General features: G+C 68.1%; 11 protein-coding genes and 1 tRNA gene. 7 read left to right on the forward strand and 5 right to left on the reverse strand.

Going from position 1 to position 12,293, the window contains the following annotated elements; translation table 11 throughout:
- The first annotated feature begins 52 nt into the window (after positions 1-52).
- The 4 genes from JWQ81_RS12725 (at position 53) to JWQ81_RS12740 (ending at position 4,938) form a co-directional block, all read left to right on the forward strand.
- Complete coding sequence (locus JWQ81_RS12725) at positions 53-808, forward strand: hypothetical protein (RefSeq protein ID WP_297540951.1); 756 nt, start codon at positions 53-55, stop codon at positions 806-808.
- Between the two features lie 129 nt (positions 809-937).
- Entirely contained in the window at positions 938-1,192 is a 255-nt protein-coding gene (locus JWQ81_RS12730; RefSeq protein WP_297540953.1) for a hypothetical protein, read from the forward strand.
- A 265-nt stretch (positions 1,193-1,457) separates the two neighbouring features.
- On the forward strand, positions 1,458-4,364 hold the full coding sequence (locus tag JWQ81_RS12735; protein WP_297540955.1) for a CARDB domain-containing protein: 2,907 nt from the start codon (positions 1,458-1,460) through the stop codon (positions 4,362-4,364).
- Positions 4,365-4,440: 76 nt separating this feature from the next.
- The gene (locus tag JWQ81_RS12740; protein WP_297540957.1) at positions 4,441-4,938 is read left to right on the forward strand and encodes an SRPBCC family protein; all 498 of its coding nucleotides are present in this window, start codon (positions 4,441-4,443) and stop codon (positions 4,936-4,938) included.
- Here JWQ81_RS12740 and JWQ81_RS12745 read toward each other — a convergent pair.
- Entirely contained in the window at positions 4,935-5,648 is a 714-nt protein-coding gene (locus tag JWQ81_RS12745) for a TetR/AcrR family transcriptional regulator (RefSeq protein ID WP_297540959.1), read from the reverse strand. The two genes, JWQ81_RS12740 and JWQ81_RS12745, sit on opposite strands and share 4 nt — an antisense overlap.
- Positions 5,649-5,721: 73 nt before the next feature.
- Here JWQ81_RS12745 and JWQ81_RS12750 point away from each other — a divergent pair, with 73 nt between their 5' ends.
- Positions 5,722-6,765 (forward strand): oxidoreductase, encoded by a 1,044-nt coding sequence (locus tag JWQ81_RS12750; protein ID WP_297540961.1) that lies wholly within the window; start codon positions 5,722-5,724, stop codon positions 6,763-6,765.
- Between the two features lie 82 nt (positions 6,766-6,847).
- Here the strand turns inward: JWQ81_RS12750 and JWQ81_RS12755 are convergent, their stop codons facing one another.
- Genes JWQ81_RS12755 through JWQ81_RS12765 form a run of 3 tightly spaced genes read right to left on the reverse strand, consistent with a single transcriptional unit; the run spans position 6,848 to position 10,202 of the window.
- Positions 6,848-7,381, reverse strand: coding sequence for a GNAT family N-acetyltransferase (locus JWQ81_RS12755; protein ID WP_297540963.1), 534 nt, complete (start codon positions 7,379-7,381; stop codon positions 6,848-6,850).
- Positions 7,382-7,383: 2 nt separating this feature from the next.
- Entirely contained in the window at positions 7,384-8,946 is a 1,563-nt protein-coding gene (mptB, locus tag JWQ81_RS12760) for a polyprenol phosphomannose-dependent alpha 1,6 mannosyltransferase MptB (RefSeq protein ID WP_297540965.1), read from the reverse strand.
- Complete coding sequence (locus JWQ81_RS12765) at positions 8,943-10,202, reverse strand: glycosyltransferase 87 family protein (protein ID WP_297541053.1); 1,260 nt, start codon at positions 10,200-10,202, stop codon at positions 8,943-8,945. Before JWQ81_RS12765 ends, mptB begins: the two co-directional genes overlap by 4 nt.
- Positions 10,203-10,359: 157 nt before the next feature.
- On the opposite strand from JWQ81_RS12765, the gene JWQ81_RS12770 reads away from it, so the two are divergent.
- Entirely contained in the window at positions 10,360-10,926 is a 567-nt protein-coding gene (locus JWQ81_RS12770) for a TetR/AcrR family transcriptional regulator (protein WP_297540967.1), read from the forward strand.
- Here JWQ81_RS12770 and JWQ81_RS12775 read toward each other — a convergent pair.
- Positions 10,915-11,706, reverse strand: coding sequence for an SDR family NAD(P)-dependent oxidoreductase (locus tag JWQ81_RS12775; RefSeq protein ID WP_297540969.1), 792 nt, complete (start codon positions 11,704-11,706; stop codon positions 10,915-10,917). The two genes, JWQ81_RS12770 and JWQ81_RS12775, sit on opposite strands and share 12 nt — an antisense overlap.
- A 183-nt stretch (positions 11,707-11,889) precedes the next feature.
- Between JWQ81_RS12775 and JWQ81_RS12780 the strand changes: the two genes are divergently transcribed.
- Positions 11,890-11,962: transfer RNA gene (locus JWQ81_RS12780), tRNA-Lys, on the forward strand.
- The last annotated feature ends 331 nt before the right edge of the window (positions 11,963-12,293 follow it).

The raw sequence follows: 12,293 nt of genomic DNA on the forward strand, positions 1-12,293 counted from the left end.
CAGGGTCGGCGAATTCACGTCGGCCTCGCGCACCCGGGTGTCAGAATGAAGGATGGCCGTGTGGTTCACCGAGACGTTCGTACAGACGGGTCGTGTCCCGTTGCTGTGCTTCTTCGGCGGGATGGTCGCCGCGTTCGGGTTCATTCGGCTTTCGGTCCGCCTCATCCGCGCCCAGGTGCGCTGGTGGCCGGGCAACATCACGCCCGGTGGCCTGCACATCCACCACGTCGTGTTCGGGGTCGTGTTCATGATGATGGGCGGGGTCGCCGGCCTGTCCACGCCTGATGGCGAGACGACCTGGCGATCGGTGGCGGCCGGGCTGTTCGGTATCGGTTCGGCGCTGGTACTCGACGAGTTTTCGCTGATCCTGCACCTCAAGGACGTGTACTGGTCGGAGAAGGGTCGGCTGTCGGTCGACGCGGTGTTCGTCGCGATCGCACTGACCGCGATGCTGCTGCTCGGCTTCCGGCCGAGCCTGGTCGACGACATTGTCGCGCCAGGGCCGTCGACAGGCGGTCCGTATGTTCCGCTCGTCTTCACCGCGGACTTGGCGCTCGCCGTCGTCACCCTGCTCAAGGGCAAGATCTGGACCGGGCTGATCGGCGTCTTCCTGCCGGTCCTGCTCATCCTGGGCGCGGTCCGCCTCGCGCGTCCGCAGTCACCCTGGTCGCGCTGGCGCTATCTCGAGAGCTCCCGGAAGCTCGCGAAGGCCCGCTGGCGTGAGCGGCGGCTGCGTGTCCCGATCATCCGCGGCAAGATCTGGCTCCAGGAACTCATCGCCGGCCGCCACGAGCGTGCTCGTGACTGATTCGTCCCGCGCTCGGCGGGTGGCAGGAAATTAACGACAACCTGCAGAACTGCCACTCGCTTTGCGGACTTCGGAGGTGCACGCTGGGAAGCGACAAAAAGCCCAGCTCTGAAGAAGGGATCACTCGTCATGAACTCCACGAAGCAGCGGTTGCAGGTCTGCTTGGCCCGGCTTCGCGAGTTCCACGAGGTCCACACGGAGCTGGTCGAGCGGCAGGATCTGCTGAACCGGCCGTGGGAAGAGGATTTCCTGCACTGGGTCAGCGACGGCGAGCACTCGTACCTCCACGGCCACCTCGCCCCGCCCGCCGACAACCGCCGCCACAGCGTCACGCGCAACGGCTGGTGCCCGGCGTTGGCCAGGTCATCGCGGCTCGGGCGGTAACCACCCGCACACGCGCGCGAGTTACCCACACCTGTGCACAAACTGCACAGGCTGCCGGAGTGCCCGAACAGACGTGAGTTCGGTGCCCGGAAGGCCCAGGGCCTGGTGCGGGGAACGCAATACTTGTACGGTGCGGCGAAAAGAGTGAACAGCCTGACGCTTATTTCCTGGCATCCGGCCGAAAAACGGCTCTTCTGTGCCTCATTCGGACTAATCCCGTTCCCCTGCCTGATCCAGCCTTGCTGACGAGAGGTAACCCGGCCCCATGTCCAAGATGAGCCTGAAAAGACCATTGCCGAGGGCGGTGGCCGTGCTGTTCGCGGCCGGCCTGCTCCTGACGGGCGGCCCCGCGGTGGCGTCGGCGACGCAGGCTGCCACCGGCACGAACCTGGCGCTCGGCAAGCCCATCGAGGCGTCCTCGGCCAACGGCACTTTCGTGGCGTCGAAGGCCGAGGACGGCGACCCGACGACCTACTGGGAAGGCGGCCCCGACTCCTTCCCGAACACACTGACCGTGTCGCTGGGCGCCAACGCCGACGTCACCTCGGTCGTGCTCCGGCTGAACCCGTCGACAGACTGGGGTACGCGCACCCAGACCATCGAGCTGCTCGGGCGTGAACAGAGCGCGACGTCGTTCGCCGGCCTGTCGCCCGCGACGGTCTACACCTTCGACCCGGCCACCGGGAACACGGTGACGATCCCGGTCACCGCCAAGGTCGCGGACGTCCAGCTCAAGGTCACCACCAACTCCGGCTCGACCGGTGCCCAGATCTCCGAGTTCGGCGTTTTCGGCACGCCCGCGCCGAACCCCGATCTGACCGTCACCGGCATCGCGACGTCGCCTCCGGCTCCCATCGAGACCGACGACGTCCAGGCGTCGGCGACCGTGACAAACGCCGGGAACCTGGCTTCGGACGCGACCACCAACGTCGGCTTCTACCTCGGCACCACCAAGGTCGCGACCACACAGGTCGGTCCGCTGGCGGCCGGGGCGTCGGCGACGGTGTCGGCGAAGATCGGCACGCACGATGCCGGTTCGTACTCGCTCACCGCGAAGGTCGACGAAGCCGGCAAGGTCTTCGAACAGGACGAGACGAACAACAGCTACACCAGCCCGACACCGCTGGTCGTCAAGCCGGTCGCCAGCGCGGACGTGGTGGCCGCGCCGGCGTCCTGGACCCCGGACACACCGTCCGCCGGTGACCAGGTGAAGTTGTCGGTGGCCCTCAAGAACCAGGGCACTCGACCCACGAGCAGCTTCGTCCACGTGATCACGCAGACGATCACGGACACGCACACCGGCGCACTGCAGACCGTGCTGGCCGGTGTCCAGATCGGCCGGATCGCCCCCGGCGCCACCGCCGCCCCGGTCAGCCTCGGCACCTGGCGAGCCGCCGCCAACGGCGAGTTCACGGTGAAGACGGAGATCTCCACCGACGCTGCCGAAGTCCCGATCAAGCGGACGAACAACGTCAGCACGCAGTCGCTGTTCGTCGGTCGCGGTTCGGCGATGCCCTACGACATGTACGAGGCCGAGAACGGCAAGCTCGCCGGCGGCGCGGCCGTCGTCGGTCCGAACAGGACGATCGGCGACCTGGCCGGCGAGGCGTCCGGCCGTGAAGCCGTCACGCTGAACACCACCGGCAGCTCGGTCGAGTTCACCACGAAGAAGGCCACCAACACCCTGGTCACCCGGTTCTCGATCCCGGACGCCCCGGCCGGCGGTGGGCTGAACGCCACGTTGGACGTCTACGTCAACGGCAAGTACCTCAAGCCGATCGACCTGACTTCGCAGTACGCGTGGCTCTACGGCGCCGAAACCGGACCAGGGAACGATCCGAGCGTCGGCTCTCCGCGGCACATCTACGACGAGGCCAACCTGCTGCTGGGCACGACCGTCCCCGCGGGCAGCCGGATCAAGCTGCAGAAGGACGCCGCGAACACCTCGACGTACGCGATCGACTTCGTCAACACCGAGCAGGTCGCGCCGGTCGCCAACCCGGACCCGGCGAAGTACACCGTGCCGGCCGGCTACACCCAGGCCGACGTCCAAGCCGCACTGGACAAGGTGCACACCGACATCACCGGCACCCTGGTCGGTGTCTACTTGCCACCCGGCGACTACCAGGTCAGCGGCAAGATCTCGGTGAGTGGCACGGTCAAGGTGCTGGGCGCGGGACCGTGGTTCACCCGCTTCCGCGAACCGTCCGATCAGGACAACACCGACGGCGGGTTCTCACTCGCGCCGGCCGCCAGCGGGTCGACGTTCGGCGGGTTCGCCTTCTTGGGCAACTACAAGACGCGAATCGACGGCCCCGGCAAGGTGTTCGACCTGACGAACGTGTCGGACCTGACGTTCGACAACCTGTGGGTCGAGCACACCGTCGTCGGGATCTGGGGCACGAACGTCCACGGCATCACGGTTGAGAACTCGCGGTTCCGCGACACCTTCGCGGACGGCGTGAACCTGACCAACGGCAGCACCGGCAACCACGTCATCAACAACGAAGCCCGCTCCACCGGTGACGACAGCTTCGCCTTGTTCGCGGCCACCGATCTCGGCGGCGGCGACCAGCGAGACAACCTGTTCGAGCACCTGACGGCGCTGGTTCCGTGGCGTGCGGCGGGGATCGCGCTGTACGGCGGGCAGGCCAACACGTTCCGGGACATCTACGTAGCGGACACGCTGGCCGGTTCGGGTGCCACGATCAGCTCGCTGAGCTTCGGCGTGACGATGCGTGACTTCGGTCCCGAACCGACGAACGTCCAGAACGTGTCGCTGGTGCGGGCCGGCGGGCACTTCTTCGGCGCGCAGACGTTCCCGGCGATGTGGTTGTTCTCCGCGACCGAGCTGTTCCGCGGTATCCGCGTGACCACTGTGGACATCACGGATCCGACCTACAGCGGCATCATGTTCCAGACGAACTACGTCAACGGGCAGCCGGTGAACTCCATTCAGGACACGACGTTCACCGGGATCTCCATCTCCGGGGCGAAGCACAGCGGTGACGCGTTCGATGCCAAGTCCGGTTTCGGTGTCTGGGCGAACGAACTGCCCGAGCCCGGACAGGGCCCGGCTGTCGGCTCGGCGACGTTCACCGGCCTGAAGCTGAAGAACAACGACGTCGACATCAAGAACACGACGTCGACCTTCACCATCGCCGTCAAGTAGCCGTACTCGTGAGTGTTCCCGCCGGTTCTTACCTTGGTTCTTACCGGCGGGAACACTCACGAGTACTGTGCGGTAGATGACACGCTGGCATGAGCTGGAAAGCGCTGACGAGGGATTTTTCGCGTCCGCGCCTTTCATCCATTGTTATCCCATGGACCTGCCGGTTTCGCCCGAGCAGGTTTGGGCGGGTCTGGTCGGCGACAACACGTTGAGCTGGTGTCGCGCGCTGGCCGACGTCAGCTACACCTCGGAGCCGCCACACCACGTCGGCACCACTCGCACGGCCAAGACCACCGGCGGCGTGTTGGTGTTCCAGGAACGCTTCTTCCGTTGGGAAGAGGGGAAACGCCAATCGTTCTCCGTCGAGCAGGCGAACCTGCCGATGTTCCGGCGGTTCGCGGAGGACTACCTCGTCGAGCCGACGGACAAGGGCTGCCGGTTCACCTGGACGTTCGCCTACGAGCCCGTGCCGGCGTGGAAGCTGTTCTTCACCGCGTCCAAGCCCGTTTCGGCAGGCATCTTCGGGAGTTTCGCCCGCGACACCCGACGCCACTTCGGTGTGCAGCGCCGCTAGCGGACGGTGCTGTCGAGCTCGTCGTTGCTGAGGGCGGGTACAGGCAGCTCGGTCGCGTGCGTGCGTGAGGCCAGGAGGCCGTCCAGGATGAAACCGAGGGTGCGGCGGTAGAGCTCGGGGTGGGCCTGGCCACCGAAGCCGATCGTGGCCTGCACTGACAGCGACAGGACCATCATGTCGCTGGCTTCGAAGTCCGCGCGCAGCCGACCGGTTTCCTTGGTCCGCCGCACGAGTTCGGCGAGGTGGTGGCCCATGGCTTCGCGGGTGCGCGCGATGAGACCGACGAGCCGATCCGGGGGAGTACCCCGAGACCAGCCCAGCGACTCGGTGTACCCGCCCATGACGAACTCGCGGAGTCCCTTGTCGGACACCAGTTCCTGGGTCGAAATCTCGAAGAACCGGACGAACCCGGCCCAGGCGTCCGGTGTCTCGCTGGTCTCGATGACCAGCTGTTCCGCGGCTTTGAAGCGGGACTGGATCACCTCGTAGATCAGGTCGTCCTTGCTGGCGAAGCGGCGGTACACCGTGCCGACGCCGACACCCGCATGCCGGGCGACATCGGCGAGCGTCGCACTGAGTCCTTGCGACGCGAAGACTTCGGTAGCGGCGGTGATCACGCGTTCGAGATTGTCCCGCGCGTCACGCCGCAGGGACACGTCCGGGGCGGTTTCTGGCTCACTGGACGGCACCTCGTCACGATACTCCCCCATGTCGCGGGCATGATCGTGGACTTCCGCCTGGCCGGTCTGCGAGGCTGGCCGCGAAACGGAAGGGGTTTTGCCGATGCGCGTCGCGCGAGCGTTGCTGGTCCTGCTGGGTGCGGTTGTCCCGCTGGCACTGCCGGGAGTCGCTTCGGCGGCGCCTTGCCCGGGTCCGAGTTGGAGTGTCACGCCGACGGGTTCCACCGCCCGGCTGCGCGGACTCGACGCCGTCAGTCCGAACGTGGCCTGGGCCAGCGGCACCGGGGGCACGGTCCTGCGCACCACCGACCGCGGCCGGACCTGGAAGCAGGTCGGGCCGCCCGGCACGTCGGCGCTGGAGTTCCGGGACATCGAGGCCTTCGACGCCGATCACGCCGTCGCGTTGTCCATCGGTCCCGGTGACAGCTCCCGGATCTACCGGACGAACGACGCGGGCGCGCACTGGCAGCTCTCGTTCACCAATACCGACCTGAACGCCTTCTACGACTGTGTCGCGTTCTTCGACGAGCACCGCGGACTCGCGATGAGCGACCCGGTGAACGGCGTCTTCCGTGTTCTGTCCACAAAGGATGGCGGGCGGAGCTGGCAGGCCGTGCCGTCGTCCGGTTTCCCGCCCGCGCTACCGGGTGAGGCCGGGTTCGCCGCGAGTGGCCAGTGCATCACGACATCCGGTCCGCGCGACGCCTGGATCGCCACCGGTGGCGGCGCCCATGCCCGCGTCCTGCACTCCAGTGACGGTGGTTTCCATTGGCAGGCCTCGGAAACGCCGTTGCCGAGCAGCGCGTCCGCCGGGGTGTTCTCCGTCGAGTTCCGCGATCCGCGACACGGTGTCGCCATCGGCGGCGATTACGCGGCCCCGGATGCGCCCGGCCCCGCGGTGGCGGTGAGCGACGATGGCGGCCGGACCTGGCGGACCCCGTCGCAGGCGCCGAAGGGCTACCGGTCCGGGCTGGCCTGGTCGGGCGACTCGGTCATCGCCGTCGGCCCCGGCGGGAGCGACTTGAGCGTTGACGCGGGTCGGCACTGGAAGTCCTTCGACAGCGGGACTTTCGACACCGTCAGCTGCGCCCGCGGTGCCTGCTGGGCCGCCGGAGACCAAGGCCGCGTCGCCACCCTCGTCCACTAGATCGCAACTCGCCGTCGACTTGCGATCGTTGCGGACGCTAACTACCGCAACTCGACGGCGAGTTGCGATGGTCGGAGTGCCCTCAGAGATCCTTGTGGTAGATCAGGAAGTTGCAGGGGGTGGCGAGTAGCGGGGCGAGCGCGGGGTTCGCCTCGTCGAGGGTCCCCGTGCGGACGACGCGATAGCCGATGCGGCCGTACCAGACGGCGAGGGCGTCCTTCGACGGATGAGACCACGTTCGCGGCACCAGCAGTTCGAGCTGCATGACCGTCGCGCCGTCGTCCCGGCACTTCCCTTCGGCGAAGCGGACCAGGTCGCGCCCGATGCCGATGCCTCGGTTTGCGGGATCGGCGGCGAGCATGCCGAACTCGCCGCTCCCGTCTTCGAGGCGTTGCACCCGGACGCAGCCGACGATCTGTTCGCCCAATGTCGCGACGGCGATCTCCCCGGCACGCGTCAGTTCGGCGACTTCCCGCGTAGTCGTGCGGGCGGCGCCGTCGGTCCACAGTCCCTTTTCGGAGGTTTCGTAGACCTCGTTGATCAGGGCGGTGATTCGCTCGATCGTGGCCACATCGGTGGCGGCTGTTGCGGGCAGCAAACGGATCTGGATGGTCACTGTCACTCCGGGCGGGTGAGGGCTTGGAACGGGTTGAGCAGCGCCATGGGCGCTTGGCGGCGGAGCAGCAGAAGCGCGACGGCGACGGCCGCGATGCCGCCCAGGTAACCGAACGCGGCGATGTCGATCTTGCCGGCGAAGCTGCTGCCACTGGGGAAGACCACCAGCGAGAGGACACCACCGGCGGCGATCGCGGCGACCCAGCCGCGGGAAACACCGGTGGCCGCGGCGAGCGGGACCACCGCCCACAGCAGGTACCACGGCTGGAGCGCGACATGCAGGACCATGACGGCGCCGAGCGACAGCGCGAGCCCGACCATCGGGTTGCGGCGGCCGCGCAGGCTGAGGACGAGGAGCCGGACCGTGATCACGGCCGCGACGGCGTAGCCCGCCAGGCCGAAACCCTTCACCAGGCCCGTGGTGTGGTCGCCGAAGCCCAGCGCCTTGACCACCAACCCGGTGACCTGCGCGAGTTCGGACGTCGGCGAGATCCAGCTGCGCACCAGTCCTGGGGTGCCGATCGCACCGCCGATCCACCCGAACCCGAGTCCGGAACCCAAGCTGACGCCGACCAGCACGACCGCGAACGCTGTCACCATCGGCGCGGCCACGCGCAGCAGATCCCGCCAGCGGCCGCCCCACCGCCTGGCGACCATCACGGCCAGGAACGGCAGCGCCAGCACGGCGTTGATCTTGACGGCGACGCCGAGGGTGATCACCACCGCACCGAGCGCGGCGTACAGGTATTCGCCCCGGACGCGCGGGCCGTCCGCCGGCAGCTTGCTGACACCCAGTGCGAGCCCGGCCATCATCAGCCCGATGGCGAGCGAGTCGTTGTGTGCGCCCGCGATCAGGTGGAAGAGCACGAGCGGGTTGGCCGCGCCCAGCCACAACGCCGTCGACGGCTCGACGCCGAAGAAGCGGGCAAGCCGGGGGAGCGACCAGACGATGAGCGCGAACCCGGCGAACGCGACGACGCGATGCAGCAGGATCCCGGCGACGACGTTCTCACCGGTCAGGCCGTTGATCCAGTCGCCGAGCCGCAGCGCCAGCGGGCCGTAGGGCGCGGGGGTGTCGCGCCAGAACGCCGACACGTCCGCGGTCATCAGATGGTCCCGGCCCAGCGCGGCCGCCGGACCGACGGTGTACGGGTCGAGACCCTTGTGGGTGATCGCGCCTTGGGCGAGGTAGCTGTAGACATCGCGGGAGAACAGCGGCGGGATGGCGGCCAGCGGCGCGACCCACAGCACCAGCGTGGTCCGCAGGTCTGTCCGGCCCGCGGTGCGCGTCCGGCCGGGCGTGACGAACCGGCCCATCAGCAGCCAGCCGACGATCAACATGCCCAGCCCGGCCACCGCCAGTCCGAGTGAGAGGGCGGGCAGGCGGACGAGTCCGCGCAGGACGGGGAGGTTGAGCGCCGGGTCGACCACGGGTGCCGCGCCGGCGCCGACCGAGCCGACGGCGAGCAGCACCGCGCCCACCGCGCCGAAGACCCGCAGCGCGCGGACGGTTTGGTGCTCGGTGTCGTCCAGCGGAGGTGCGGGCAGGAATTCGAGCGTGGTCAAGCGGCCCACCTCAGGGATTCGTCGTTGGCGGCTTCGGCTTCGCTGCTTCGGAACGTCAAGGCCGCACCGAGCAGCACCAGCGGATACACGAGATAACCGAACCGGGTCGCCGGTGTCAGCAGCGCGAACGCGGCGAGCCCGATGGCGAGCCGCAACGCCGTATCGGACCCGGTCAGCGGCGGCTTGCGGAACAGCCAAACCGCGATCGCCACGGCTGCCGCCCCGAGCAGCAGGAACGAGATCGCCTGGCCCACCGTGCCGGTGGCGGCGATGAGATGACCGGGCAGCGGGCTCGCGGCCGGCGAGGTCACCGCGCCGAGGCCGGCCGGGAACAGCAGGACGTGCTCGACGAACGACCTCGGGTCGACCAGCGCGACGGGCACGTTCACCACCACGGTCACCCCGATGATCCAGAGCACGAACCGGCCCAGCGCGCCCCTGCCGAGGCGCGCGGCGATCAGGAACGCGACCACCGGGACGGCGAGCATGGCGTTGAGCTTGGCGTTGGCCGCGGCAGCCAGTACCACCGCCGCGAGTGCGGGATGGTCGCGCGCGGCGAGGGCACAGCCCAGCACGAGCAGGGCGACGATCGCGAGATCCGGTCCGGAAGTGGCGAAGGACAACGTGGTGAGCGGGAAGACGACAGCGAGCTGCGCGGCGCGCAGAGGCACCTTCGGGAAGTTCATCAGTTTCAGCGTCGCGACCACGCACAGGACCGCGACCAGCGCGAAGTACCACCGCGCGTCCGTGAGCGCGTTCGCCAGCGCGTTGCCGCCGAACACCGCGCGCGGCATCCCGAACAGCGTCATCACCGGGCCGTACGGCGTGTAGTCGTTGACCACCGGCGGCCTGCCGAGAGTGAAGACGTTCACGTACGGCGTGCCGGTGTGCAGCAGCAGTGACGCGGATCGTTCGATGACCCACACCTCGGGCTGCGCGCTCCAGGAACCGGGGGTGATGAGCCAGTCGACGCCGGTCAGCCGCCGCAGCACGAGCACGGCGAGCGGGATGACCATCGCGAGTGCGCCGATGAAGCCGATCCCGACCCAGCGGGACTGCGCCCGCTCCGGTCCGTCCAGCTGAGTGTCGCCGGGACGGGAGCGGAGCCGGGCCAGCAGCCAACCGGTGTGGAGGGAGGCGAGGGCGTAACCGGCGATGGCGAAATTGCCCCAGACTCGGAACCCGTAGAACTCCGAGGTCAGCGCCTGCGAGCCGGCGTAGGCGCAGCACAGGGCGTAAAAGGCGACGTCGACCAGCAACGCAGTCTTGAGGGTGCCTTCCCCCAGGCCGCGCAGCGAACGCACGCCGCCTCCGTCTCCGATTTCCACCGAAATCACCCCGGGAGGAGGCTATCGTGCGTGCCTTTCGACCGGTCAGCCGAGCACGTCGGACCCAAGCTCTACACTTGTAGACATGGAGATCCCGCTGAAGCGCCGACGCAACGCGGCGGCGACCAGGGAGGCGATCCTGCAGTCGGCCGTGGTCGCGTTCACCCGATCCGGCTACGACGGCGTGGGCGTGCGCGAGATCGCCGAGGCGGCGGGCGTCACGGCCATGTTGGTCAACCGCTATTTCGGCTCCAAGGAACAACTTTTCGCCGAAGTCGTCGACGTCTCCTTCGCGCCGCGGACCGTCGTCGGCAGCGACGTCGCGACGCTCGCCCACGACGTCGCCGCGGCTCTGGTTGGCAAGACAGCGTCCGAAGCCGCGCACCTCGACCCATTCCTGCTGATGCTGCGCTCGGCGTCGAACCCGCGGGCCGCGGAGATCACCCGGGCCGGGATCGAACGGCACGTCGGGCGGCATTTGACTGATCTGCTGCCCGGTGAAGAAGCGGGTGAGCGCGCCGAGCTGTTCCTGGCGCTCATCTCTGGGTTCTGGCTCATGCGCAAGGTCCTGGGCACCACCGCGCTGTCGGCCGCGGACGCTGCCTCCCTGGCCCAGCGGCTCGAGGCCGTTTTCGAGCTTCTAGTGGACTGAGCGGATCGTGCCGCCGTCGACGCGGATGGTCGCGCCGCTCACGTAGTCGGCCAGCGAACTCGACAGATACGCGACGGCCGCGGCGATCTCCTCGGGCCGGCCGAGGCGTCCGACGTCGTTGGGCACCATGTCCCGAGCCGCGTTGGCCTCGATCTCTTCGCGGGTTTCGCCCCAGCCTCGGAGAGGAGCCGACTCGGTCAGCAGCTTCTTCACCGCGTCCACCAATATCATTCCGGGCGACACGATGTTCGACGTCACGCCTGAGCCCTTCAGCTCGCGGGCGAGCGACACGGCGAGGTTGTGCCGCGCGGCCAATGTCGCGTTGTAGTGCGGCAGCACGCTTTCCGGCTGCAAACCGAGCCCGCCGCCGATCTGGATCACCCGGCCCCAACCGCGCTCGCGCATGCCCGGCACCAGCCGCTGGATCATCCGGACGCCGGAGATCACGTTGGTTTCGTAGGTCTCGGCCCAGATCCGCGGCGTCGCGTCGGTCCAGGACGAATGCGCGTAGGTCCCAGCGTTGTTGACCAGGATGTCGACCGCTCCGGCGGCTTCGGCCACCGCGTCCGCGCCAGTGTCGGTCGCGAGATCGCCGATGGCGACGTCCGCGTGCCCGCCGTCCTCGCGGATCGCCTCGGCGACGGCGTTCGCGCGGCCCTCGTCGCGTCCGTGCACCACCACGTCGGCGCCCTCCGCAGCGAGCATCCTGGCCGTCGCCTCGCCGAGTCCGGCACTCGACCCGGTGACCAGGGCCAGCTTGCCTGTCAGGTGGAGATCCATCGGTGCCTCCGGTCTTATCTACGATTGTAGACTTTAGTCTACGACCGTAGACATAGGCCGTCAACGCTACCTGAACCTGGACCCTGACCAGGCGTTTCAGCTAACGAGACCCCCTCGCGACAGGCACCCGTGAGCCGTGCTAATCTTTTCCAAGTCGCCGAGGGAAACCAACGCAGCAAGTACGCGCCATTAGCTCAATTGGCAGAGCAGCTGGCTCTTAACCAGCGGGTTCGGGGTTCGAGTCCCTGATGGCGCACAGCTCTGAATCGAAGCCCACCTGAAGTTTCCTTGATCCCGAGGATCTTGCCGGTGGGCTTCGGTCGTTGGTGGGACCGGTGGGAGACCGAATGGGGCCGGTCTGACGGGGCACCTGGTCCACTTAGGACCCAAATACGCGCCGCCGCTGCGGTAGCTTCCGATCTGGAGATGTCGTGCGGGGGATCTCGCTGCCTCAACGCCGCCGGTGTCGTTCGTAGTGCCGAAAGTCAGGCGAATAGCGACTGCCTGTTCGCTATTGCAAATCTGGGGTGCGAGTGATCAGCGAGCTGAGTTCGGACTGACGTCGACGGCCCACTGCGACTGGCTTC

This window comes from Amycolatopsis sp. (assembly GCF_025464955.1).
Classification (GTDB): Bacteria; Actinomycetota; Actinomycetes; order Mycobacteriales; family Pseudonocardiaceae; genus Amycolatopsis.

Coding starts and splice junctions, on each gene's coding strand:
- JWQ81_RS12725 (WP_297540951.1), top strand. CDS start 53: ATGGCCGTGTGGTTCACCGAGACGTTCGTACAGACGGGTCGTGTCCCG.
- JWQ81_RS12730 (WP_297540953.1), top strand. CDS start 938: ATGAACTCCACGAAGCAGCGGTTGCAGGTCTGCTTGGCCCGGCTTCGC.
- JWQ81_RS12735 (WP_297540955.1), top strand. CDS start 1,458: ATGTCCAAGATGAGCCTGAAAAGACCATTGCCGAGGGCGGTGGCCGTG.
- JWQ81_RS12740 (WP_297540957.1), top strand. CDS start 4,441: ATGACACGCTGGCATGAGCTGGAAAGCGCTGACGAGGGATTTTTCGCG.
- JWQ81_RS12745 (WP_297540959.1), bottom strand. CDS start 5,648: ATGGGGGAGTATCGTGACGAGGTGCCGTCCAGTGAGCCAGAAACCGCC.
- JWQ81_RS12750 (WP_297540961.1), top strand. CDS start 5,722: ATGCGCGTCGCGCGAGCGTTGCTGGTCCTGCTGGGTGCGGTTGTCCCG.
- JWQ81_RS12770 (WP_297540967.1), top strand. CDS start 10,360: ATGGAGATCCCGCTGAAGCGCCGACGCAACGCGGCGGCGACCAGGGAG.
- JWQ81_RS12775 (WP_297540969.1), bottom strand. CDS start 11,706: ATGGATCTCCACCTGACAGGCAAGCTGGCCCTGGTCACCGGGTCGAGT.